Origin of the sequence: Pseudotabrizicola sediminis, assembly GCF_004745575.1 — a bacterium.
In the GTDB taxonomy this organism is placed as follows: domain Bacteria; phylum Pseudomonadota; class Alphaproteobacteria; order Rhodobacterales; family Rhodobacteraceae; genus Pseudotabrizicola; species Pseudotabrizicola sediminis.
In genome coordinates this window covers 304985-328669 of the sequence record NZ_RPEM01000003.1, presented here as the reverse complement: position 1 = coordinate 328669, position 23685 = coordinate 304985, and the positions used below count along the sequence as shown (strand labels likewise).

26 protein-coding genes are annotated in these 23685 nt (G+C 64.6%); 18 read left to right on the top strand and 8 right to left on the bottom strand.

Annotation, left to right across the window (positions count from 1 at the left end; genetic code table 11):
- Positions 1-73: 73 nt before the first annotated feature.
- Both EEB11_RS06445 and cobU read right to left on the bottom strand, forming a co-directional pair.
- The gene (locus EEB11_RS06445; RefSeq protein WP_135429592.1) at positions 74-640 is read right to left on the bottom strand and encodes a histidine phosphatase family protein; all 567 of its coding nucleotides are present in this window, start codon (positions 638-640) and stop codon (positions 74-76) included.
- Positions 637-1167 carry a bifunctional adenosylcobinamide kinase/adenosylcobinamide-phosphate guanylyltransferase gene (gene cobU, locus EEB11_RS06440; protein WP_245298790.1) on the bottom strand — a complete coding sequence of 177 codons (531 nt, stop codon included), beginning with the start codon at positions 1165-1167 and terminating at the stop codon, positions 637-639. The genes EEB11_RS06445 and cobU overlap by 4 nt, the downstream gene beginning before the upstream one ends.
- 134 nt (positions 1168-1301) lie before the next feature.
- Between cobU and EEB11_RS06435 the strand changes: the two genes are divergently transcribed.
- The 8 genes from EEB11_RS06435 to EEB11_RS06400 all read left to right on the top strand — a co-directional run bounded on the left by EEB11_RS06435 (position 1302) and on the right by EEB11_RS06400 (position 7975).
- Positions 1302-2180, top strand: coding sequence for an RNA polymerase factor sigma-32 (locus tag EEB11_RS06435; RefSeq protein ID WP_135429590.1), 879 nt, complete (start codon positions 1302-1304; stop codon positions 2178-2180).
- The gene (locus tag EEB11_RS06430; RefSeq protein WP_135429589.1) at positions 2177-2971 is read left to right on the top strand and encodes a ChaN family lipoprotein; all 795 of its coding nucleotides are present in this window, start codon (positions 2177-2179) and stop codon (positions 2969-2971) included. The genes EEB11_RS06435 and EEB11_RS06430 overlap by 4 nt, the downstream gene beginning before the upstream one ends.
- A 61-nt stretch (positions 2972-3032) precedes the next feature.
- Positions 3033-4226 (top strand): bifunctional phosphopantothenoylcysteine decarboxylase/phosphopantothenate--cysteine ligase CoaBC, encoded by a 1194-nt coding sequence (gene coaBC / locus EEB11_RS06425; protein WP_135429588.1) that lies wholly within the window; start codon positions 3033-3035, stop codon positions 4224-4226.
- Positions 4223-4690, top strand: coding sequence for a dUTP diphosphatase (dut, locus tag EEB11_RS06420; protein ID WP_135429587.1), 468 nt, complete (start codon positions 4223-4225; stop codon positions 4688-4690). Before coaBC ends, dut begins: the two co-directional genes overlap by 4 nt.
- A gap of 4 nt (positions 4691-4694) precedes the next feature.
- On the top strand, positions 4695-5720 hold the full coding sequence (locus EEB11_RS06415; protein WP_135429586.1) for a HesA/MoeB/ThiF family protein: 1026 nt from the start codon (positions 4695-4697) through the stop codon (positions 5718-5720).
- A 65-nt stretch (positions 5721-5785) separates the two neighbouring features.
- Positions 5786-6202 carry a VOC family protein gene (locus EEB11_RS06410; protein ID WP_135429585.1) on the top strand — a complete coding sequence of 139 codons (417 nt, stop codon included), beginning with the start codon at positions 5786-5788 and terminating at the stop codon, positions 6200-6202.
- Between the two features lie 166 nt (positions 6203-6368).
- A complete protein-coding gene (locus EEB11_RS06405; RefSeq protein WP_135429584.1) occupies positions 6369-7151 on the top strand; it encodes a transporter substrate-binding domain-containing protein in 783 nt (260 codons plus the stop codon).
- A gap of 26 nt (positions 7152-7177) precedes the next feature.
- Entirely contained in the window at positions 7178-7975 is a 798-nt protein-coding gene (locus tag EEB11_RS06400; RefSeq protein WP_135429583.1) for an amino acid ABC transporter permease, read from the top strand.
- Positions 7976-8031: 56 nt separating this feature from the next.
- Here EEB11_RS06400 and EEB11_RS06395 read toward each other — a convergent pair whose 3' ends face one another.
- The gene (locus EEB11_RS06395; protein ID WP_435531097.1) at positions 8032-9021 is read right to left on the bottom strand and encodes a YcjF family protein; all 990 of its coding nucleotides are present in this window, start codon (positions 9019-9021) and stop codon (positions 8032-8034) included.
- 5 nt (positions 9022-9026) lie between these two features.
- Positions 9027-10436: a YcjX family GTP-binding protein gene (locus EEB11_RS06390; protein ID WP_135429581.1), complete on the bottom strand. Its 1410-nt coding sequence runs from the start codon at positions 10434-10436 to the stop codon at positions 9027-9029.
- Between the two features lie 182 nt (positions 10437-10618).
- On the opposite strand from EEB11_RS06390, the gene truA reads away from it, so the two are divergent.
- The 7 genes from truA (at position 10619) to EEB11_RS19515 (ending at position 17387) form a co-directional block, all read left to right on the top strand.
- A complete protein-coding gene (gene truA, locus EEB11_RS06385; RefSeq protein WP_135429580.1) occupies positions 10619-11395 on the top strand; it encodes a tRNA pseudouridine(38-40) synthase TruA in 777 nt (258 codons plus the stop codon).
- A 64-nt stretch (positions 11396-11459) separates the two neighbouring features.
- Positions 11460-12422: a 2-hydroxyacid dehydrogenase gene (locus EEB11_RS06380; RefSeq protein WP_135429579.1), complete on the top strand. Its 963-nt coding sequence runs from the start codon at positions 11460-11462 to the stop codon at positions 12420-12422.
- A gap of 136 nt (positions 12423-12558) precedes the next feature.
- Positions 12559-13698, top strand: coding sequence for a TRAP transporter substrate-binding protein (locus tag EEB11_RS06375; RefSeq protein WP_135429578.1), 1140 nt, complete (start codon positions 12559-12561; stop codon positions 13696-13698).
- Between the two features lie 121 nt (positions 13699-13819).
- A complete protein-coding gene (locus EEB11_RS06370; protein WP_135429577.1) occupies positions 13820-14416 on the top strand; it encodes a TRAP transporter small permease subunit in 597 nt (198 codons plus the stop codon).
- Between the two features lie 37 nt (positions 14417-14453).
- Entirely contained in the window at positions 14454-15878 is a 1425-nt protein-coding gene (locus EEB11_RS06365) for a TRAP transporter large permease (protein ID WP_135429576.1), read from the top strand.
- Positions 15862-17229, top strand: a complete 1368-nt coding sequence (locus EEB11_RS06360; RefSeq protein WP_135429575.1) for an amidase — start codon at positions 15862-15864, stop codon at positions 17227-17229. Before EEB11_RS06365 ends, EEB11_RS06360 begins: the two co-directional genes overlap by 17 nt.
- Positions 17226-17387, top strand: coding sequence for a hypothetical protein (locus EEB11_RS19515; RefSeq protein WP_167852673.1), 162 nt, complete (start codon positions 17226-17228; stop codon positions 17385-17387). The genes EEB11_RS06360 and EEB11_RS19515 overlap by 4 nt, the downstream gene beginning before the upstream one ends.
- A gap of 51 nt (positions 17388-17438) precedes the next feature.
- On the opposite strand, the gene EEB11_RS06355 is transcribed toward EEB11_RS19515, so the two are convergent.
- The 3 genes from EEB11_RS06355 to EEB11_RS06345 are packed head-to-tail and all read right to left on the bottom strand — an operon-like array spanning position 17439 to position 20036.
- On the bottom strand, positions 17439-18203 hold the full coding sequence (locus EEB11_RS06355) for an ABC transporter permease (RefSeq protein ID WP_135429574.1): 765 nt from the start codon (positions 18201-18203) through the stop codon (positions 17439-17441).
- Entirely contained in the window at positions 18203-18991 is a 789-nt protein-coding gene (locus tag EEB11_RS06350; RefSeq protein ID WP_135429573.1) for an ABC transporter ATP-binding protein, read from the bottom strand. Before EEB11_RS06350 ends, EEB11_RS06355 begins: the two co-directional genes overlap by 1 nt.
- A gap of 37 nt (positions 18992-19028) precedes the next feature.
- Positions 19029-20036, bottom strand: coding sequence for an ABC transporter substrate-binding protein (locus tag EEB11_RS06345; protein ID WP_135429572.1), 1008 nt, complete (start codon positions 20034-20036; stop codon positions 19029-19031).
- 258 nt (positions 20037-20294) lie between these two features.
- On the opposite strand from EEB11_RS06345, the gene EEB11_RS06340 reads away from it, so the two are divergent.
- Both EEB11_RS06340 and EEB11_RS06335 read left to right on the top strand, forming a co-directional pair.
- Positions 20295-20840 (top strand): sigma factor, encoded by a 546-nt coding sequence (locus EEB11_RS06340; protein WP_135429571.1) that lies wholly within the window; start codon positions 20295-20297, stop codon positions 20838-20840.
- Positions 20837-21463 (top strand): NrsF family protein, encoded by a 627-nt coding sequence (locus tag EEB11_RS06335; RefSeq protein ID WP_135429570.1) that lies wholly within the window; start codon positions 20837-20839, stop codon positions 21461-21463. Before EEB11_RS06340 ends, EEB11_RS06335 begins: the two co-directional genes overlap by 4 nt.
- A 13-nt stretch (positions 21464-21476) precedes the next feature.
- Here EEB11_RS06335 and EEB11_RS06330 read toward each other — a convergent pair whose 3' ends face one another.
- Complete coding sequence (locus tag EEB11_RS06330) at positions 21477-22385, bottom strand: sugar kinase (protein ID WP_135429569.1); 909 nt, start codon at positions 22383-22385, stop codon at positions 21477-21479.
- Positions 22386-22525: 140 nt separating this feature from the next.
- On the opposite strand from EEB11_RS06330, the gene EEB11_RS06325 reads away from it, so the two are divergent.
- A complete protein-coding gene (locus EEB11_RS06325; RefSeq protein ID WP_135429568.1) occupies positions 22526-23536 on the top strand; it encodes a GlxA family transcriptional regulator in 1011 nt (336 codons plus the stop codon).
- Positions 23537-23685 lie beyond the last annotated feature (149 nt).

Here is a 23685-nt window from a genome sequence, read left to right as displayed (position 1 = left end):
CTCCTTGGCTTGGGTAGGTTCAGCTAACGACAGAGCAGGCAGCCGGGAAAACGATGATTTATGGGGTGGCTCATCACGGAATGTGATTGATGCGCACCGCCTCCCAGCCAGCTTGCGTTTTGTGCAGCTCTGTGACCGACAGGTTGTCGATCTTGTGCTGAAACACGTCCTGTGCGGTCAGGCCAAGCCGGCATTGCAGGGCGGCGAGGATGGCCCCGAAGTGGCACACGGCGATCGCATGATCCGGCAGGCGGTCGAGTGCGGCAGCGATGCGTGTGCTTATGTCATCCCAACCCTCGCCCCCCGGCGCGCGAATGGTGCCGGGGGTTTCCCAGAAGGCGCGGATATGGGCCGGATCTGCGGCCTCGGCCTGCGCAAAGGTCTGCATTTCCCAGGCACCGAAGTGCAACTCGCGCAGGGCCGGATCGTGCGGCAGACGTTTGCGCGTGGGCAGCGCCAGCGCATCTGCGGTGGTGATGGCGCGCGACAGGTCGGAAGAGATCAGCGCGGCATCAGGGGGCAGATGGGCCGAAAGCCTTGCAATGGCGGCATGGTCCGACAGGTCGGCGGGCAGGTCTGTCCAGCCGATCATGGCTTTGGCGTGGGTCGGGCCGTGGCGCACAAGGTGCAGGCGCGTCACAAGATACCCTCCGGCAGGCTACCCTTCAGGGTGAAGGGCAGGCCAGCCATCACCCCGATGACAAGGCGCGCGCGTGCGGCAATTTTTTGGTTCAGGCGGCCCTGCGCGTCGCGGAACTGGCGGGCGAGCGCGTTTTCGGGAACGATACCCCAGCCGACCTCGTTTGAGACAATAACAACAGGGGCGGGGCTGGTTTCAAGGGTATCCAACAGCGCCTGAGTGGCGTCGTCGAGGTTCTGGCCTGCCAGCAGCGCATTGGACAGCCAGAGCGTGGCGCAATCGAGCAGAATGGCCCCGGCGGGGTCGCAAGCGGCAAGAGCCGAAGCGATATCAAGCGGGGCCTCAAGCGTGGTCCAGTCCGGGCCACGGTCGTCGCGGTGGCGGGCGATGCGTTCTTGCATCTCGGCATCGAAGGGTTGTGCGGTGGCGATGTAGGTGCGGGGGCGGCCGCTGGCGGAAACGAGCCGTTCGGCCAGCCGCGATTTGCCAGACCGCGCGCCGCCGATGACAAGCGATAGGGCGGGCAATGAAAAAGTCGAGGGTTGGAGTGATCCGGGTGCGGACACGTTGCGTATAACCTTTCAAAAGCGGCGGTTGGCTCGCACGATTGTTGCGACGACCGGGATCGCCGTCAGGGTATCGGGAACCGGGAGAGACGGAAATGGCACTGGACGGATATAACGACCAAACCATGTCCCGCCAAGCGATGCGGGCAGAATTGCTGGATGCCGAAACCGAGCTGAAACTGGCCTACGCCTGGCGTGACCAGAGGGATGAGCGGGCGCTGCACCGCTTGATCACCGCCTATATGCGGCTGGCGATTTCGATGGCGGCGAAGTTCCGTCGCTACGGTGCGCCGATGCCCGATCTGATTCAGGAAGCGTCACTCGGCCTCATGAAGGCGGCGGACAAGTTTGACCCCGATCGCGGTGTGCGATTCTCGACCTATGCGGTGTGGTGGATCAAGGCCAGCATTCAGGACTATGTAATGCGCAACTGGTCAATGGTGCGCACCGGGTCGACCAGCAGCCAGAAGGCTTTGTTTTTCAATCTGCGCCGGGTGCAGGCCAAGCTGGAGCGCGAGGCGGCACAGCGCGGTGAGACGCTGGACCAGTTTCAACTGCGGCAGATGGTGGCGACCGAAGTTGGCGTCCCACTGGCAGATGTCGAGATGATGGAGGGACGTCTTTCGGGGTCTGACTTCTCGCTCAATGCTACGCAGTCGAGCGATGAGGACGGGCGCGAATGGATTGACGCGCTGGAAGACGACTCTGCAGGTGCGGCGGAACAGGTGGAACTCTCGCATGATTCTGAACGCCTGCGCGAATGGCTGGTGACGGCGATGCAGGCGCTGAAACCCCGTGAGCGGTTCATCGTGGCCGAGCGCAAGCTGCGTGAGGAGCCACGCACACTGGAATCCTTGGGCGAAGAGCTTGGGCTGAGCAAAGAGCGGGTGCGGCAGCTGGAGGCGGCGGCCTTTGCCAAGATGCGGCGGAACCTTGAAAGCCAGTCGCGGGAAGTACATCATTTTCTTCTATGAATAGACTTTTTTTGACGCTGGGCCTGATCGGTGCCGCGGGCCTTGCCGTGGCGGCAGAGATCGAGGCCGACGTGCTGGACGCTGTTGCGCGCGCTGACGTGGTGGTGCTGGGCGAGGTGCATGACAACGCCGAGCACCATATCAATCAGGCTAGGGCGGTGTTTTCTCTGACCCCGCGAGCGGTGGTGTGGGAACAACTTTCGGCAGAGGCGGCGACGCGCGTGCCGGATGATCGGGGCGACTCTGCGGCCGTGGCCCGTCTGCTGGGCTGGGCCGACAGCGGCTGGCCAGATTTTTCGATGTATTATCCAATTTTTGTCGCGGCGCGTGATGCCCAGCATTACGGGGCCGAGGTGCCGCGCGCACTGGCGCGGCGGTCGGTGAGCGAAGGGGCGCTGGCGGTGATGCCGGGCGGGCCGGGGTTGGCGCGCGTCTTGCCTGATGCGGAACAGTCCGCGCGCGAGGCCGAGCAGATGGCGGCGCATTGCAATGCGATGCCCGCCGACCTGCTGCCCGGCATGGTGCAGGCCCAGCGGCTGCGCGACGCCTACCTGGCGCGGGCGGTTTTGCGGGCGCTGGAAGAGGTTGGGCCGCCGGTGGCAGTGATCACGGGGTCGGGCCATGCCCGCAAGGACTGGGGTCTGCCTGCGGTACTGGCGCAGGCCGCGCCCGGGGTAAGTGTGCTGTCGGTCGGGCAGATGGAGGGGGCGGCCCCAGCGGACGCGCCGTTTGATCTGTGGGTGGTGACCGAGCCGGTGGAGCGGGACGACCCCTGTGCGGCGTTTCGCTGACGGGGTGTTGCCTTTGGCGGGCTTTGCGCCCTAACCTTCGCGCGACAACAAGGGGCGCATCATGCTGGCCGGGAAACGGGTGCTACTGATCATTGGCGGCGGGATTGCGGCCTATAAGTCGCTGGAACTGATCCGACTTTTGCAAAGGGCCGGCGCGTCTGTGGTGCCGGTTCTGACCCGGGCGGGGACGGAGTTCGTGACCCTGCTGAGTGTATCGGCGCTGAGCGGGCATAAGGTGTATCAAGAGCTGTTCGATCTGACCGATGAGGCAGAGATGGGGCATATCCAGCTTTCCCGTGCAGCGGATCTGCTGGTGGTGGCACCGGGAACTGCGGATCTGATGGCCAAGATGGCGACGGGTCGGGCTGATGATCTGGCCTCGACTCTGCTGCTGGCGACCGACAAGCGGGTACTGGTGGCCCCGGCCATGAATGTGCGCATGTGGGAGCACCCGGCGACGCAGCGCAATCTTGCGGCGTTGCGCGGTGACGGGGTGCTGATGGTCGGCCCGAACGAAGGCGAGATGGCTTGTGGCGAATACGGGTCGGGCCGGATGGCGGAACCGGTGGAGATTTTGGCGGCTATCGGGGCGGCCCTGGGGGCTGGGCCACTGGCGGGGCGGCATGTGCTTGTGACTTCCGGGCCGACGCATGAGCCGATTGATCCGGTGCGGTACATCGCCAACCGCAGTTCCGGCGCGCAGGGCACGGCGATAGCGGCGGCGCTGCGCGATCTGGGGGCACGGGTGACGTTTGTGACAGGGCCTGCAACGGTGCCCGCGCCGGGCGGTGTGGAGGTGGTGCGGGTAGAGACGGCGGCACAGATGCAGACTGCGGTTCAGGCGGCCCTGCCCGCCGATGCGGCGGTGATGGCGGCGGCAGTGGCGGACTGGCGGGTGGCCAATGCGGGCGCGCAGAAGATGAAGAAAGACGGCGCGGGGCAAACCCCGAGGCTGGAATTTGCAGAGAATGCCGACATTCTGGCCACAGTGTCGCAGGGGGCTATGCGCCCACGTCTGGTCATCGGTTTTGCCGCCGAGACCGAGCGGGTGGTGGAGCATGCAACAACCAAGCGGCTGCGCAAGGGCTGTGACTGGATTGTGGCGAATGATGTTTCTCCTGCGACCGGCATCATGGGCGGGGTGGAAAATGCGGTTACAGTGATTTCTGACGCCGGTGCCGAGGTCTGGCCGCGCATGGCCAAGGCGGCTGTGGCGCGGAAGTTGGCGGAAAAGATTGCGGAGGCGTTGCAATGATCCCGGTGGTGAAGATCGTGTTCGAGGACTGGGCCGACCGCGATCTGCCGCTGCCCGCCTATGAAACGCCGGGTGCTGCGGGGGCCGATATCCGCGCCAATCTGCCACCCGAGATGCGGGTGGCAGGGTTCACGCTTGCCCCGATGCAGCGGGCAATCTGCCCGACGGGACTCAGGGTCGAGATTCCGAAGGGGTATGAGATGCAGATCCGGCCTCGCTCGGGGCTGTCGACCAAATCGGGGATCACGCTGCCCAACACGCCCGGCACCATCGACAGCGATTATCGCGGGCCCTTGGGGGTGGCTTTGATCAACCTGTCGGATCAGCCCTATACCGTGCAGCACGGCGACCGCGTGGCGCAGATGATCGTGGCCCCGGTGGTGCAGGCGGTGTTTGCGGTGGTGGAGGCGCTGGGCGACACTGAACGCGGGGCGGGCGGGTTCGGCTCCACCGGGCGGTCATGATGTCATGATCGGCATTCTTGGCTTTATCGCTGTGTTTGGCGCGGGGCGCTGGCTGGGCTGGCCCGCGCGCTGGGTCTGGCTGATGGCCTGGGGCTGGCTCTTGGTGTTGCTGCTGGCCCATGCGCCTTACATGCCACCGCAACTGGGGGCATTTGTCGGGGGAGAGTTTCGCGGCTGGTTCGTGCTGGGCGTGCTGGCGGCGCTGGTGCTGGCGTACCGCAAGATGTTGGGGCGGGTGCGCGGGCGGGTGACAGTGGCGGAGGTGGCAAAGTCCGGGGCGTTTTCGCCGGTGGAGCTGGACCGCTACGCACGCCACATCATGCTGCGCGAGATCGGCGGACCGGGGCAGAAAAGCCTCAAGAACGCACGCGTGCTGGTGGTGGGGGCGGGGGGGCTTGGATCGGGCGCGCTTCTGTACCTTGCGGGCAGCGGGGTGGGGGTGATCGGGGTGATCGATGGCGACACGGTCGAAGGGTCGAACCTGCAACGCCAGATAATCCATGCTGATGCGCGGATCGGTATGCCGAAGGTGTTTTCGGCCGAGATCGCGATGAAGGCGCTGAACCCGTTCATCGAGGTGCGGCCCTATCACCGGCGGCTGGATAAGGCTTTGGCGGCAGAGCTTGTGGCGGATTACGATCTGGTGCTGGACGGCACCGACAATTTCGACACCCGCTATCTGGTGAACCGGGTTTGTGCGGCGGCAGGCAAACCCCTGATTGCGGCGGCGATCACCCAATGGGAGGGGCAGATCAGCCTGTATGATCCGGCCCACGGCGGGCCGTGTTTCGAATGCGTCTTCCCGGTTCGGCCTGCGCAGGGGCTGGTGCCCAGCTGCGCCGAGGCAGGGGTGGCAGCTCCCTTGCCCGGCGTGATCGGCGCGATGATGGCGATGGAAGCAATCAAGCACCTGACGAGCGCAGGGACCGGCTTGCGCGGGCGGCTGGTGATCCATGACGCGCTCTATGCCGAAACGCGGGTGATCGGCGTAAAGCGCCGCGCGGGCTGTGTTGCGTGTGGCGGGGCGTAGGAAAGGGTCAACGTGGCAGAAAGCGCCCGGTTGAACGAAAACATTTTTGAAGCGGACGTTACAGAATGATTGCCTATGTCACCATTGGTGCTGATGATGTTTCGCGCGCGAAACGGTTCTATTCGGCCTTCCTGCCCGCGCTCGGATACCGGCTGGAAGAGGACCATGGCGACCTGAGCTACACCCTGCCAAGGCCAGACGGTCAGCCTGCCGCTTGTCCGGATTTTTACGTCAAATCACCCTTCAACGGACAGCCGGCCTCAGTCGGCAACGGCACGATGGTGGCCTTTCAGGCGGGCAGTCAGCAGCAGGTCCGTGACTTGCACGCTGCAGCCCTCGCCGCAGGCGATGTGGATGAAGGTCAGCCCGGGTTCCGTACGTCTTACGGCCCGCAGTTTTATGTGGCCTATCTTCGTGATCCGCAGGGCAACAAGGTCGCCCTGTTTTCCTGCAATCCGAATGAACCCGGGCGCGACGGATAGCCCGGGTTTTGCGGGAATGGCGGGCAGATCGCGGAGGCAGGCAGTCTGCACGCCGGATCATCACCCGCTGCGGCCCATACCGCCCTTGCCCCCGCCTACACTGCACCCCATAATTTACGCCATAACGCATCCCCGAACGGGGCCTATCAACCGGGAGCCTGACCCAATGAAGCTGACCCTTGCCACGCTTGCCCTTGCCCTGTCGACCACTGCCGCCTTGGCGCAGGCGCTGCCTGATCTGGGCGGGCGCGAGGTGGTGGTGGTGACCGAAAACGCTTATCCGCCGTTGCAGTTTCTGGATGCCTCGGGTGCTGCGATCGGCTGGGAATACGATGCAATCACGGCACTGGCGGACCGGCTGAACTTCACGGTCATCTATGAAAACATCAGCTGGGATGCGATGATCCCGGCGGTTTCGGAAGGCCAGTTCGACCTTGGCATGACCGGTATCACCATCCGCGACGACCGCAAGGCGGCGGTCGACTTTTCCGACAGCTACATGACCAGCGAGATGGTGATGCTGGTGCGCGGCGACGAAACCCGGTTCAGCGATGCGGCAGGCTTCGCGGCGGATGACGATCTGCTGATGGCCGCCCAACCGGGCACAACGCCGTTTTATGTCGGCGTCTATGAGGTGCTGGATGGCAACGAGGCCAACCCGCGCGTCAAGCTGTTCGAAACCTTCGGGGCCACGGTGGAGGCCTTGCGGGCCGGCGATGTCGATCTGGTGCTGACCGATGGCACGGCGGGGGCCGGCTATGTGGAGGCCAGCGCAGGCGGGCTGAAGATCGTGGGCGACAAGCTGGGGACGGAAGAATTCGGCTTCATCTTTCCCAAGGGATCGGACCTTGTGGCACCGATCAACGCCGGCATCGCGGCGCTGCGGGCCGATGGCACGCTGGAGGCGTTGAACACCAAGTGGTTCCTCGAGTACAAGATGGGCCAGTAAGCCACCCACGTCGGGGCCAACCCGCGATGACCCCGCAGACCAAGCCTGACAAGGATTTTCCGTGGTGGCTGGTAATCCTTGGGATCACCGGCGCCGTGCTGTTCTGGCAGGTGCTGACAAGCCCGGTTTACGGCGCGGTGCTGAACACGCTGGCGCGCGGCATCACGGTTACGGTGGTGGTGGCGGTTGTGGCGTATCTGGGGGCCTGCGCCATCGGGCTGGGGCTGGCGGTGATGGGGCTGTCGCGGCACATCGTGCTGCGGCAGGCGGCGCGGCTGTACATCGAGGTCATGCGGGGCGTGCCGATCATCGTGCTGCTGCTCTATGTCGCCTTCGTTCTGGCCCCGATGCTGGTGGTGGCGGTCAATGCGGTGATCGAGCCGTTGGGGCTGGAGCCTTGGCGCACGCGGGATTTTCCGCTGATCGCGCGGGCGGTGCTGGCCTTGATGCTGGCCTATTCCGCCTTTCTGGCCGAGATCTTCCGCGCCGGATTGCAGGCTGTGCCGGTGGGTCAGATCGAGGCTGCGCAGGCGCTTGGCCTGTCGGGCTGGCAACGGTTCCGCCATATCGTGATGCCACAGGCGTTTCGCATGATCCTGCCGCCTTTGGGCAATGATTTCGTGGCGATGGTCAAGGACAGCTCCTTGGTGTCGGTGCTGGGGGTGACGGATGTGGCGCAGCTGGCCAAGGTCACGGCGGCGGGCAATTTCCGCTATTTCGAGACCTATAACGTGGCGGCGCTGATCTACCTGACCATGACCATCGGGCTGAGCCTGATCCTGCGCCGGATCGAAGCCCGGCTGCGGGCGCGGTCGGAGCGGTAAGGCGGGGGTGCGGCTCCTGCCGGAGGCATGACCCCCTTGGTGCCAGGCGCGCGGCCTCAGGTCTTGCGCGGGAGTAGTCCGGCCAGAGCGCGGCTGACGGTGCCGGAAGTGGAGGGGCGTTCCACCGCGACAAAGGGCATCGGGCGGCACAGGTCGATGGCGGCCAGGCCCACGCGGGCGGTCAGCGCGCCGTTGACCACGCCTTCGCCAAAGCGACGCGAGAGTTTTGACAGCACCCCGCCCCCCGCGACCGAGCCGATCAGGTCGTCGGTCAGCGCCAGCGCGCCTGCCGCCAGCAGTGACGCGAACACCCGGCGCAACAGGCCCCACGACCCCAGCGCGCCCGATCTGCCGCCGTAGATTTCGGCGATGCGGCGGATCATCCGCAGGTTGGCGACCAGTGCCGTGGCCACATCGGCCAGCGCCAGTGGCACAAGGGCCGTGACCATCGCCACTTGTCGCGCTGCCGCCTCGACTTCCGCTCGCGCGCGGGCGTCAAGCGGGGGCATCAGTTCGGCCTCGGCCAGTGACAGCAGGGCGTCGGCGTCCATCACCTCGGCCTCGCGCTCGGCGAACCGCGCGCGGCCCCAGGCGGTGTCGGGGCGGGCGGCATAAAGGCGGACGAGCGCGGCCACGGTGCGGCGAGCGGATGTCAGGTCGGCGGTCTGGCGGGCGGTGGCGGCGTCGCGGCGCAGATGATCCAGCCGCATCAGCCGCATGTAGGCCGACCATTCCCGGCCCGCGAGCAGGGCCGCCGCGAGCAATGCGCCGATCAACAGCACTCCGGCGACCCAGCCCAGCAGCGGATTGCGGGCAAAAAGGCCGGTCACGAAATCATAGGCCGCGACCGACAGCGCAAAGGTAAAGAACGCGGTGAAGGCCCAAAGCGCAAAGCGCGCCAATTTCGAGCGCGGCGCGCGGATGCGGGCAGCAAGCTGCATGGCCTGCCCTGTCGGCAGGTCATCGGGCACCGGGGCGGCGGTGGAGGGATCAAGCTCATCCTCCAGCTCTAGGATCAGCGGCTTGCGGTGGGGGGGCGGGGGCAGGTCGGTCACAGCCGGTCTCCGATCAGGAACTGGGCGGCGCGGTCCAGCCGGATGTGTGGCGGCCCCATGCCCGGTTGCAGGGTCATGCGCGCCGGCGCAAAGCCCATCAGCGAGAAATCGGCGTCCAGCCACTGCTCCGCCCCTTCGCGGGCGGGGGCGAGGATGCGGGCGGGGTCGCTGGGCAGATCGCCCGCATACATCGCCGCCTGTTTGCCGGTGCTGAGCAACCGCCCGCGCACAAGGTCGAGCGTTCCCCCATCGCGCTGTACGCTGTCTTCGACCGTCGCCCGCAACGATGCCAGCGACAGCGCCATGGTGCGCGCGCCCGAGAAATCGGCGCGTCGGCGGGCGTCGGCCAGCAGCGCTTCGGTGATTGCGGTCAGGGCGGGGTGCTGGTGGTGGTGCAGGTGGTCGGCCTTGGTGGCGGCGAACAGGATCTTTTCCACCCGCTTGCCGCCCAGAATCCGGGTCAGCCAGCCATTGGCGCCGGGGCGAAAGGCGGTCAGCACCTCGGCCATGGTGCGGCGCAGGTCTTCGACCGCGCGCGGCCCGGCATGGATGGCCCCCAGCACATCCATGAGCACCACCTGCCGGTCGATGCGCGAGAAATGGTCGCGGAAGAACGGTTTTACCACCCTCGACTTATAGGCATCAAAACGCCGCTCCATCTCGCGCCAGAGGCTGCCGCGCGGGGTGGAGGCGGGCAGGGGCAAGGGGGCAAAGGTCAGCACCGGCGAGCCTGCCAGATCGCCCGGCAGCAGGAACCGCCCTGGCGTGAGGTCAGACCAGCCCTGACCGCGCGCGGCGTGCAGATAGGCGGTGAAGGTGGCGGCAAGGGATTGCGCGTGCGATTCCTCCAGCGGCAGTGACCCGTCCTCGGCGCGGGCCTGCGCCATGAAATCCGCCGCCTCTGGCCGTTTGGTGATGCGCGCCAAGGTTTCGTCGGACCAGCGGGCATAGTCCTTGTCCAGCAAGGACAGGTCCAGCAGCCATTCGCCGGGGTAATCCACGATGTCCAGATGCAGTCGGGTGTTGCCGGTCAGCCCGAGAAAGCCCGACGGCCGCAACCGGAACGACAGCCGCAGTTCCGACACGGCCCGGGTGGAGTTCGGCCAGCGCGGATCGCTGCCCATCAGCGCGGTCAGGTGGGTTTCATAGTCAAAGCGCGGAAGGGTCAGGTCGGGCTGCGGCTGCAACAGCACCGTTTCAATCCGGCCCTGACCCTGCGCCACCAGTTGCGGCATTCGCCCCCGGTCCAGCAGATTGGCCACCAGTGCCGTGATGAACACGGTCTTGCCCGCCCCCGACAGACCGGTGACGCCCAGCCGAAGGGTTGGTTCGAAGATGTCGGTGACAGACCGCGCAACGCCGTCAAGGCTGCGGCTGATGCCGTCGGTCAGGGTGGACAGGACCAATTGCGGGTTTCCTTATGCTTGCCCCCAACATAGGCATGCCCGCCCGCGCTGGGTAGGGGGAAAGCCCGGACAAGAAAGTCTGCACGCCATGGCTTGCGCCTTTCTGAAATACTCCCGCGCCGAGCGCTACCGGTCACCAGCGCCGGGCTTGCAGCGGGGGACAAATCGGGTAAGGAACGGCCATGCCCCGCTTTGCGCTGAAAATCGACTATGACGGCGGCCCGTTCCAGGGCTGGCAACGGCAGGCTGCGCATCAGCCGTCGGTGCAGGCGACGGTGGAGGCGGCGCTGGGGCGGCTGCAACCGGGGCCGCACACCATTGCTGCCGCAGGGCGCACCGATGCAGGCGTTCATGGCACCGGGCAGGTGGCAACGGTGGACCTTGTGCGCGACTGGGAGCCGTACCGGCTGTCCGAGGCGTTGAACTGGCATCTGAAGCCCGCCCCGGTGGCCGTGATCGCGGCGGCAAGGGTGGCGGATGATTTTCACGCGCGGTTTTCGGCGACCGAGCGGCGCTATCTGTTCCGGCTGGTGGCGCGGCGCGCGCCGGTCACGCATGACCGGGGGCGGGTGTGGCAGGTGCTGAACCCCCTGGATACGGGTGCGATGCGGGCAGGAGCGGCGCATTTGCTTGGGCATCACGATTTCACGACTTTCCGTTCGAGCCTGTGTCAGGCGAACTCGCCGATGAAGACGCTGGACGAGGTGTCCATCACCGAGCACGCCTATCCCGGGGGCGTCGAGTACCGCTTTGTGCTGCGGGCCCGCAGTTTCCTGCACAATCAGGTGCGGTCGATTGTCGGCACGCTGGAACGCGTGGGGACGGGCGGATGGGCCCCCGATGCGGTGAAAGCGGCGCTGGAGGCGCGGGACCGGGCCGCCTGTGGCCCGGTCTGCCCGCCGCAGGGGCTGTATCTGACCGGGGTGGGCTATGCTGTCGATCCCTTTGCTGGCACCTGACGCCCGACCTGCTTGCGCACAGCGCCTCACGGGTTAGGGTCGCCCCCAAAGCTGGGAGGCAGACATGACAAAACCAAAGCTGTTCATTGCGCGAAAGCTGCGCGACGTGGTCGAGGCGCGCGCGGCGCGGGACTATGAGGTGATTCTAAACCCCGAAGACCGCTTGTTTTCGCACGACGAACTGATCGCCACCTGCCGCGATGTCGACGCCGTGCTGCCTTGCCATTCCGAACGGTTCAGTGCGGACGTGATCGCCGAACTGGGGCCGCGGCTGAAGATCATCGCCAATCATTCGGTGGGCACCGATCATGTCGATCTGGCTGCGGCCAAGGCTGCGGGGATCGTGGTGACGAACACGCCCGACGTGCTGTCGGATGCCACCGCCGAAATTGCCATGCTGTGCATGCTGGGGGCGGCCCGGCGCGGGGCCGAGGGGGATGCGATGATCCGGGCCGGCAAGTGGGATTTCTGGTCGCCCGCTTTCATGGTGGGGCGGCAGGTGACGGGCAAGCGCTTTGGCGTGCTGGGCATGGGCCGGGTGGGGCAGGTCACGGCAGACCGGGCGCGCGGCTTTGGCATGGAAGTGCATTACCACAACCGCCGTCGCCTGCCGGACCATCTCGAAAAGGGCGCGGTGTTCCACGAGACGCTGGAGGGGCTGCTCGCGGTGTCGGATGTTTTGTCCCTGCACTGCCCCTCAACCCCGCAGAATGCGGGCATCATCAACGCGGCCACGCTGGCGCAATTGCCGGAGCGGGCGATTCTGGTGAACACCGCTCGGGGCGGGCTGGTGGACGAGGCGGCGCTGGTGGACGCGCTGACCGGGGGCCGGTTGTTCGCGGCGGGCTTGGATGTGTTTCAGGCCGAACCGGGCGGCAACCCGGCACTGGCGGCATTGCCCAATGTTTTCCTGCTGCCGCATATCGGGTCTGCGACCGAAGAAACCCGCGATGCGATGGGTTTTCGGGCGCTGGACAACCTGGACGCGTTTTTTGCGGGCGTGGAACCGGGCGACCGGGTGGCGTGACCGGGTTTTGCGCACCGAAGATGGGGTATAGTGGTAAATTAAACTGACCAGTGCTTGCATTTCGCAGCCCCTGGTTTAAAGTTCGATGAGATAACAGGCCGTGTTGAGCGGCCACAATCGTCTGGGAGGACACCATATGACTGATACCCGCACTACCGGGCTTTCCCGTCGTTCGTTCCTGCGCAAGGGTGCAGTGGGCGGATCTGCCGCCGCGGCTGCCTCGGTGCTGGCGGCCCCCGCAGTTCTGGCGCAGGCCCCGCTGGTGATGAAGATGCAGACCTCGTGGCCGGCATCTGACATCTGGATGGATTTCGCGCGGCAGTATGTGACTCGGGTCGAAGAAATGTCGGGCGGGCGTCTGAAGATCGACCTGCTGCCTGCCGGTGCCATTGTCGGCGCGTTTCAGGTGATGGACGCCGTGCATGACGGCGTGATCGACGCCACGCACACCGTGCCGGTCTATTGGTACGGCAAGCACAAAGCCGCCTCGTTCTTCGGCACGGGGCCGGTGTTCGGTGGTTCGGCTTCGACCATGCTGGGCTGGTTCTACGAAGGTGGCGGCGCTGAATTCTACCGTGAGCTGACGCAGGATGTGCTGGGGCTGAACGTGATCGGCTTCATGGGGATGCCGATGCCTGCACAGCCGTTCGGCTGGTTCAAGACCGAAGTGAACTCGGTTGCCGACATCCAGGGCTTCAAATACCGCACCGTGGGTCTGGCGGCAGACCTGTTGCAGGCGATGGGGATGTCGGTCGCACAGCTGCCGGGCGGCGAGATCGTGCCGGCGATGGAGCGCGGCGTGATCGACGCGTTCGAATTCAACAACCCGTCCTCCGACCGCCGGTTCGGCGCGCAGGACGTGGCCAAGAACTACTACCTGTCGTCCTATCACCAGGCGTCGGAGGCGTTTGAATTCACCTTCAACCGCGACTTCTTTGAAGATCTGGAGCCCGATCTGCAGGCGATCCTGAAGTATGGAGTTGAGGCTTCGGCCACTGCGAACCTTGCTCTGGCGCAGCGCGAATACTCCAAGGATCTGGCAGAACTGCAAGCAGATGCCGGGGTTATCGTGCGCCGCACCTCGTCCGAAATCCTTGAGGCGCAGCTGGGCGCATGGGATACGCTGATTGCCGATCTTGAGGGCGATGCGTTCAACAAGAAGGTCATGGACAGCCAGCGGGCCTGGGTTGAGAAGGTCGCCTATTACGAGCTGATGAACGCGCCTGATCTGGGGCTGGCTTACGAGCATTACTTCCCCGGCAAGCTGTCGCTGTAACCCCGTTGCGGGGGCGCGCGTTGCCGCGCCCCCGGTTTTGCTACGCCTTCGGGCGCTCTCTGCCGTGTTCCTTGCTGCGGGTCCCATCGCCCGCAGGGCCGTATCAACGGAGTTTCCCCCTATGCTCTGGTATATTCGCTTTGCCGACCAGCTGTCTGCGTGGTTTGGCAAGACCTTTGGCTGGCTCATCATTCTGATGACCTTCGGCATGGCCTATGAGGTGTTGGTGCGCTATGCGTTCAACAGGCCGACGCCTTGGGCGCTGGACCTGAGCTTTATCATGTATGGCACGCTGTTCATGATGGGCGGGGCCTACACGCTGTCACGCGGCGGGCATGTGCGGGGCGATTTCCTGTACCGAACGTGGCGGCCGCAGACGCAGGCGCTGGTCGATCTGGTGCTGTATATCCTGTTCTTCTTTCCCGGTATTCTGGCGCTGGTCTTTACGGGCTGGAAATATTCCAGCCGGTCGTGGGGCTATGCCGAGGTGTCGGTGAACAGCCCTGCCGGCATCCCGATCTATCAGTTCAAATCGGTGATCGTCGCAGCGGGCATTCTGCTGCTGATCCAGGGGCTGGCGCAGGTGTTCCGCTGCATCATCTGCATGCGCACCGGCCAATGGCTGCAGGCCGATGAAGATGTCGAGGAAACCGAACAATTGCTGATCAAGCAGGCGGCCGAGGCTGCTTCTGACGCTGCCGCCAAGGCCCAAAGGTAATCGGCCCAACCGCCGCCCCACTCCGGAGTTCGCACACGTGACCGACCCGCAAATCGCCCTCATGATGCTGGGCATTTTCATTGCCTTCGTCTTCCTGGGCTTTCCGATTGCCTTTACCCTGATGGCGCTTGGCATTGCCTTTGGCTATTATGCCTATTTCGACCCAAGCCGCATGTGGCGTGGCTACAATCGGCTGACCGAGGATGCCAGCTGGTGGGAAAGCACGGGACTGTGGATCGAGGGGTTCTACAACAACCGCATCTTCGACCTGTTCGTGAACCAGACTTATACGGTGATCTCGAACGAGGTGCTGACCGCGATCCCGCTGTTCTTGTTCATGGGATACATCGTCGAGCGCGCCAATATCGTGGACAAGCTGTTTGGCACGCTGGCGATTGCCACGCGCAATATTCCCGGATCGATGGGGGTGGCGGCCCTGGCGACCTGTGCGCTGTTTGCGACCGCCACCGGCATCGTGGGTGCGGTTGTTACGCTGATGGGTCTGCTGGCGTTGCCGCAGATGCTCAAGGCGCGCTATGACCATTCCTTTGCCACCGGCATCATCTGCGCGGGTGGCACCCTGGGCATTCTAATCCCGCCGTCGATCATGCTGATCGTCTATGCCGCGTCTTCGGGCGTGTCGATTGTGCGGCTCTATGCCGGTGCCTTGCTGCCGGGCTTCACGCTGGTGGGGCTGTATCTGATCTATATCATCGGGCGATCAATGCTGAACCCGAAGCTGGCCCCCAAGCCGACCAAGGAAGAAATGCCTGAAGTGCCGTGGAGCAAGCTGATCGTCATGTTGATGACCAGCTTCTTCCCGCTGGCATTTCTGATCTTTTCCGTGCTGGGCTCGATCCTGTTCGGTCTGGCCACCCCGACCGAGGCCGCCTCCATCGGCGCATTGGGCGGCATGTTGCTTGCAGTTGCCTATCGCGCAATGACCTTCCAGCGCCTGCGCGAAAGCGTGTACCTGACCGTGCGGACCACGGCGATGGTGTGCTGGCTGTTTGTCGGCTCTTACACTTTCTCGGCGGTGTTCAGCTATCTGGGCGGCGAGCATGTGATTGCCGATTTTGTCATGGGCCTGGATCTGACCCCGATCCAGTTTCTGATTCTGGCACAGGTGATCATCTTCCTGTTGGGCTGGCCGCTGGAATGGTCGGAGATCATCATCATCTTTGTGCCGATCTTCCTGCCGCTGCTGCCGCTGTTCGGGATTGATCCGTTGTTCTTTGGCGTATTGGTTGCGCTGAACTTGCAGACGTCCTTCCTCACTCCGCCTATGGCGATGAGTGCGTATTATCTGAAGGGGATTGCCCCGCCACAGATCAAGCTGACTGAGATATTTTCGGGCGTGCTGCCCTATTGCGGCATGGTCGTGATCTGCATGGCGCTGCTGTATGCCTTCCCGCAGATCGTGTTCAGCCTGCCGGAGGCGTTTTATGGCCCCTCGCGATAATCCGGGGGCGGTAACGGGACTGGGAGCGGTTGTGTTGCGCGACCGTCTGGCTTCCGGTGCCCTGCGCGCGGTTGAGGTGGTGGAAGCCTGCCTTGCCCGCATCGCCGAGGTCGAGCCGCAGGTGCAGGCCTGGGCGTGGCTGGAGGGCAATCATGCGCTGGAACAGGCGCGCGCATTGGACGCGCGCCGGGTTGCAGGGCGCGCCATCGGGCCGCTGCACGGGGTGCCGGTGGCGTTGAAGGACATCATCGACACCAAGGGCATCCCGACCGCCAATGGTCTGGCGGTGGATGCAGGACGGGTGCCGGCCGAGGATGCGTGGATCGTCGCACGCCTGCGGGCGGCCGGGGCGATCATTCTGGGTAAGACGGTGACCACTGAGGGCGCCTATATGCACGCGGGAAAGACCTGCAACCCGCATAACCCCGCCCACACGCCGGGCGGGTCTTCGCAAGGGTCGGCAGCAGCGGTGGCGGCGGGCATGGTTCCTTTGGCCATCGGAACGCAAACCGGCGGATCGGTGATCCGGCCCGCGTCTTATTGCGGGGTTGTGGGGGTAAAGCCGTCTTTCGGGATGATCCCGCGCACCGGCATTCTGCCCCAATCGCCGTTTCTTGATACGGTCGGGGTATTCGCCCGATCTGTCGAGGATGCGGCGCTGTTGATCGAGGTGCTGACCGGCCATGACCCGGCAGACAGCGCCACCGAAGCCGTGCCGGTGCCGCGCATGCTTGCCGTGGCGCAAAGCCGCGTGCCGGTGACGCCCATGTTTGCCTTTCTGCGCCCGCCAGGGTGGGAAGATGCCGATCCGCAGATGCGGGCGGCGGTCGAGGAAGTGGCGGCCCTGCTGGGCGAGCAATGCTTCGAGACCGATCTGCCAGGACTGGGTGAAGTGGCGGCGATCCGCCAGCGGATCAACTTTGCCGAAATGGCGAAGTGCTACTACGGCATCGAACGGCGCGGGCGCGACCAGATGTCGGACGTGCTGAAAGCGGCGATGGATGAGGGAAAGGCCGTGCTGGCGCGCGATTACCTTGCGGCGCTGGACTGGCGCGCGCTGATGAACGCAGCACTCGACCCGGTGTTTGACCGCTGTGATGCGATCCTGTGCCCCGCCGCCCCCGGCCCCGCCCCGGAAGGGCTGGAATTTACCGGATCAGCGATTTTCAACGGGGTCTGGACGCTGGCCGGCGTTCCAACAGTCACGCTGCCGCTGTTCTGGTCAGACAGCGGTTTGCCGATGGGGTTGCAACTGGTGGGGCGGCGGGGCGATGATGCGCGCCTGTTGCGCACGGCACGCTGGCTGATGGCACATGTGGAAACGCAGGCAGAAGGAGGCGCAAGCCAATGAACAATGTGATGGCGCTGTTTGCGTTTGCAGTCTTCCTTGGGTTCCTGGGGATACTGGTGTGGCATGTGCCCCGGCTGGACCTGATCGGTGTGGTCAGCGTCACCGTGGCTCTGGCGGGCTGGGATCTGATCCAGAACCTGCGCGGCAAGCACCGCTGAACCGACACGGCTGACCGGGGCGGGTTGCAGCGCCCCGGTCAGATCGACGCGTCAGCTTTGCGGGCGCTCGGCCCAGCCGGCAAAGATGCGTTCCAGCACCAGCACCGCGTAGTACAGCAGGATGCCAAGGGCCGCGAGCGCGATCAGCACCGCGAACATCAGCGGGTAGTCGCCATTGGTTTCGCCTGACTTGAACAGAGCGCCCAGGCCCCTCCCGTGCGGGGCGACAATCTCGACCAGATTGGTGCCGATAAAGGCCAGCGTGACCGACACCTTCAGCGCCCCAAAAAACTCCGGCAGGGTCTTTGGCAGGGCAATCTTGCGAAAGATGGTCAGGCGGGAGGCGCCAAGGCTGCGCAGGATATCGCGATATTCCGGTTCCAACGTGGACAGGCCGATGCCGACCGAGACGGCAATCGGGAAAAAACTGATCAGAAACGCCATCAGCACGGTGTTGAAATCATGCTGGCCGATGAAAATCAGGCTGATCACCGGCACCAGTGTGGCCTTTGGAATCGCGTTGAACCCTACGAGCAGCGGGTAAAGCCCGTCGCGGGCGATGCGCGAAAAGCCCATGATCATGCCGATCATCGTGCCAAACAGCACGGCAAGGACAAGGCCCAACACGGTGCGCCACAAGGTTTGCCAGCCCATCTCCAGAAAAAGCCAGCGGAATTTCCAGAACGCCGGCGGCAGGTCAGAGGGCGAGGCCATCTTGTAATTGGGCCAGTCGTTGACCCAGACCAGCGCCTCCCACGCCAGCAGGAACAGGACAACGGCGAGGATGGGCACGGCGATTTTCTGCAGCGTTTCCATCAATGGGCGTCCCCGTCGCGGCCTTGCGCAATGCGGATCTGATCGCGCAGTGTGTGCAGCATCTCTTGTGCCTTTGGCTGATACAGGATGTCGAGCGTCCGGTCGGCAGGCAGATCGACATCCAGCACCATCTGGGTGCGCGCAGGGCGACCCGACAACACAAAGACCTGATCGCCCAAGAAGACGCTTTCGCGCAGGTCGTGGGTGATCAGCACGCAGGTGAAGGGTTCAGCCGCGCGCAGGTCGCGCATGGTTTGCCACAGATCTTCGCGGGTGAAATTGTCCAGCGCGCCAAAGGGTTCGTCCATGATCAGCACATCGGGCTTGTGCACGATGGCGCGGCACAGGCTGGCGCGCTGGCGCATGCCGCCCGAAAGCTCGCTGGGGCGTTTGCCCTCGAACCCTTTCAGCCCGACCATCTCCAGCAGATGCATGGCGCGCGCCTCGCGGTCCTGTTGGGGCATGCGGGGGGCGACGATTTCCAAGGGCAGGATCACGTTTTCAAGGATGCTGCGCCATTCCAGCAGCACCGGGTTCTGAAACGCCATGCCAACGGTCTTGCGCGGGCTGGTGACGCGTTCGCCGTGCAGCCACACCTCGCCCTGATCGGGCTTCATCAATCCCGCGACCAGACGGGTGAGGGTGGATTTGCCGCAGCCCGACGGGCCGACAACAGCAGCGAACTCGCCTTCGGGTACGGCAATGTTTAGATTGTCCAGCACCGGCAGCAGGCCGGATTTGGTGCGGTAGGCGTGGGTGACGCCCTTGATGTCAATGAGGTTTGCCATGTGGTGCGCCGCCCGGTTTGCCCGGGCGGCGGGCGCCTTAGTTCATCGACAGGCTGCCATCGGTGGGCAGATAGGTCGGTGTAAAGTAAAGCGCGGCATCGGGGGCGTTGGTGAAGGTGTAAACCGATTTGGTCTGCTCGATCGCCTTTTCCATCCGGGCGGCGTCGATGTTGCCAAGGCCGTTGGCCATGACCCAGTCGGTCATCACATTGTCGCGGATCGACAGGGCCAGACGCTCGCCTTCCAGGGCCGCATCTGCGGCGGGGTTGCGGGTGATCAGGCTGGCGATGGCGGTATCGGGGTCGGCCACGGTGTCTTTCCAGCCCATTGCCACGGCGCGCAAAAAGCCGGTGACGGCTTCAGGGTTGGCGCTTGCAAAGTCGGTGTTGACGATCACCGCATTGCCATACAGCGCCACGCCATGGTCGGCCATCAGGATGACCGAGATGTCATCTTCGGGCACGCCAAGGCGCTTGACGTTCAAGCTGGAGGTGAAGCTGAACCCGGTGACGGCCGCGACCTTGCCTTCGGCGAGCATCGGTTCGCGCACCGGAAAGCCCACGGGTTCGACGGTTACCGACGCCATGTCGATGCCATTCTCGGCCGCAAAGATCGGGAACTGCGCCCATGCCCCATCCGGCGGGGGCGCGCCCAGCACCTTGCCCGCAATATCCCCCGGCGCGTTGATGCCCAGCGATTTGCGGCCCACCATTGCAAAGGGCGGCTTGTCATAGATCATCATCACCGCTGTGACGGGGGCACCGGGGTTCTGATCAAGGAATTTCATCAGGCTGTTGATATCGGCAAAGCCGACCGGATAGGCCCCTGTCGCCACCTTCGGGATCGCGTCCAGCGAGCCGGCACCTTCGGCGATCTCCACCGTCAGGCCCTCGGCTTCGAAATAGCCTTTGTCCAGCGCCACGAAATAGGGCGCGGCGGGTCCTTCGAATTTCCAGTCCAGCGCGAAGGGCATCTCGGTCTGGGCAGTCGCGGCAGACCCGATCATCAGGGTGGCGGCAAAACTGGCGGCGGCGTGGCGGAACATCTTTCACTCCCATGTTGATTTTGTGACAGGGTGACAAAGCCGGGGCCGCTGTCCATGCGCGGCAGTGGCTTTGGCGCAGTTGGCCATAAGTTTGCCTGTCTTGTCATCATAAATGCACGTTCTCGATTACTTTTTAGGCGATCTGTCCGGAGAACGGTTTTCGTCCGATGGCCCTGTCATAGCGCACGGTGGGGCGTGACAATTGGATGGAAATCCGCTGTAACAAAGCCATGCCGGCCCGCGTAATGGACAACAGTGATGACGCACAAGACAGATGACTGGGGTCTGCTGCTGACGGCTGCGCTGGAAGGCGACAGCCGGGCCTATGCGCATTTTCTGCGCGCGGTGACTCCGGTTTTGCGCGGCGTGGTGCGGGCGCGTGGTGCGGCCCTGGGCGAGGCGGGATGCGAGGATGTGCTGCAAGAGGTGCTCCTAGCGCTGCATCTGAAGCGGCACACCTGGCAGGTCGGCACCCCGGTGCGGCCCTGGCTTTATGCGATCACGCGTTACAAGGTGGTCGATGCGTTCCGCGCGCGGGGGCGGCGGATTGATCTGCCGATCGAGGATTTTGCCGATGTCCTGCCGGCCGAGACCGGGGTGGACCCGACGCAAGGAGCGGATATCGACAAGATGATCGGGATGCTTGACCCGCGTGCGGCGCGGCTGGTGCGGCAAGTGGGGGTAGAGGGCGATACAATGGCAGAGGCCGGAGCAAAGCTGGACATGTCTGAGGGGGCGGTGCGCGTGGCCCTGCACCGGGCGTTCAAGCAGCTGGCGGTCCTGCGGAAAAGGCATGTGGAATGAAGACGGATGATCTGATCCGGGCCATGGCGGGCGATACCGTTGTTGGTCCTGCACCGCAGGGGCGGCTGATCTGGCTGTTGCCTGCGCTGGCACTTGGGTTTGTGGCGTTGTGGAGCCGGTTGGGCCTGCGCGCCGATTTGGGTGTGGCCTTGCAAGACCCGGTGTCGGCGATGCGCATTGTACTGAGCCTTGGGTTGGGGGCCGGGGCACTTTGGGCTGTGGTGCGGCTGGCGCACCCGGGGGCGGTGGTGCGGCTGTGGCCGCTGGCGGCGGTGGCACTGGGGGCGGTGGGGCTGTGGCTCTGGGCCTTTGTCGCGATGCCTGCAGAGGGCCGGCAGATGGCGATTGTCGGCAAGACCATGGTGGGCTGCCTGACCACGATCCCGCTGCTGGCGGTGCTGCCCACTGCCGCGGTGCTGGCCACCTTGCGTCAGGGCGCGCCGGTGCGGCCTGTGTTGGCCGGGGCGGTGGCAGGGCTGGCAGGCGGAGGGCTGGCGGCGGCGGTTTATGCGCTGCATTGCACCGAAGACAGCCCGCTGTTCTACGTTACATGGTATGGCACTGCCATTCTGGGCGTTTCTGCCGTGTCAGCGCTGATCGCGCACCGCGCATTGCGCTGGTAGTGGCGGCGGTTGTTCAGGCAAAGATCGACGGCACCAGTGCACCACGCGCCTGAATGACCTGTGCCGCCAACGCCATGGCGGCCTGTGCGGCCTGATCCTCTGTCCGGCCGATGGCCAGATGCGCAAGGAACCCCCCGGCAAAGCTGTCGCCCGCAGCTGTGGTATCGACGATCTGCTCTACCTTTGTAGCGGTATGCTGACGGGTGCCATGGCCAGCGGACCACAGGGTGACGGGGCCGCCGCCATCCTTGACCACCACGCGCTTTGCCCCCGCGGTGCTGTAGCGCGCGATGGTGTCTGCGGCGGTTGCGTCGCCCCAGAGGCCGGTTTCTTCGTCAAACGATGGCAGCACGATATCGGCGACTGACGCTCCCAGCATCACGCCCGCGCGCATCGCCTCCGTGTCCTCCCAAAGGCGCGGGCGCAGGTTGGTGTCGAAGGCGATTACGCTGCCCGTTACCCGCGCGCGGCCGAGCGCCGCGCAGAACGCAATGCGGTGGTCCCGTGACAGGATCGCAAGCGTGATCGCCGAGAAATGAATGATGTCGCGCCGTTGCAGCGTGGCGTCCAGCCACGCCGGATCATCGGCCAGCAGCTTTGCTGCCGACTGCCCGCGCCAGTAGGAAAAGCTGCGCTCGCCGTCGCGCAGGCTGATCATGTACAGGCCCACGGTGCGGTCGGGAAGGCGGCGCAGGGCGGTGGTGTCGATCCCTTCACCTGCCATGAAGGCCGACATTTCATCCGACACAGTATCGGTGCCGATGCAAGACCCATATGCCACAGACCAGTCTGCGGGCAGCAGGCGGCGGGCATACCAGGCGGTGTTGAAGGTATCGCCCGCAAAGCCGCGTGCGTAGTCCCCCGTGGCGGTGGGCGACATCTCGACCATGCATTCGCCAAGGCTCAACAGGGATTTCGACATGTTTTTGCTCCTCGCGTCAGGGTCGCGTGACCGTAGCCGAGCCGCGCCGGGGCTGCAACGGGGCAGGCAGAGATGGCACGCTGTGGTCTCTGGCGCAGAGCCAAGGTTGGTGGCAGAAAGATGCGACAAAGGGGCCGCAGATGACCGATGACGCAACGCGCTTTATTGCCAAGGGGGTGGCCCATGTGGGCCTGCCCGCCGTGTCTGGCCCGGTGCCGGTCAGCTTTGTCTTGCTGCCGAAGTTCACCATGCTGGCCTTTGCCTCGGCCATCGAACCGTTGCGCATCGCCAACCAGTTGACTGGGCAGGCGCTGTTCCATTGGCAGACCCTGTCGGTGGACGGGCATGCGGTGCCCTGTTCCAATGGGGTGCCGATCATGGTGGATGGCGCGTTTGGGGCGACGCAGCCCGAAGGCGTGGTGCTGGTCTGTTCGGGGGTTGAACCCGAACACCAGACGTCGGCGGCACTGGCCGACTGGCTGCGCGGGCTGTGGCGACGTGGCCGCGTGGTGGGGGGGTTATGCACCGGAGCCTATGCACTCGCACGCGCGGGCATCCTCAAGGGACGGCGGTTCACCCTGCATTGGGAAAACCTGACCGGCTTTGCCGAGACTTTTCCCGATCTGGATGCCACGCGGCAGGTGTTTTGCATCGACGACCGGATCGTCACCTGCGCCGGCGGCGTGGCAGCCGCGGATCTGATGCTGGAGATCATCCACGACCGCTTTGGCATCGCGCTCAGCCAGGAGGTGATGAACATGTGCCTGCTGACCCAGCGGCGGCGCGAGGCGGATGAGCAGACCACTTCGCTGGCCGCCCGGCTGGGCACCCGGCATGAAAAGCTGATCGAGGCGGTGGCATTTCTTGAGGCGCGGATCGAGGAGCCGTTCGATCTTGACGCCTGCGCAGCACGGCTGAAGCTGTCGCGCCGCCAGATCGAGCGGCTGTTCAGCCGCTACATGGGGGTGACCCCGGTGCGTTACATGAACGATCTGCGGTTGCAACATGGCCGTGCCCTGCTGGCCGAAACCGACATGAGCGTGACCGAAGTGGCGATTGCCTGCGGCTATGCCAGCAGCTCGCATTTTTCCAAGTCTTTCCGAGTCAAATACGGGATTTCACCCTATCGATTCTCGCATTTTGGCAAGTAGCGTCATCAACCCGTTGTGTTTTCCGCACATGTCGCACACTTCCTGCCCGACTGTTGCGCCTGGGCCATAGCCAGATCGGTTCCACCTTGTTAACGTTTCGTTAATAAAAAGTGTCAGCGTTTCGACAATAAAAACACGAGCAGACGAAA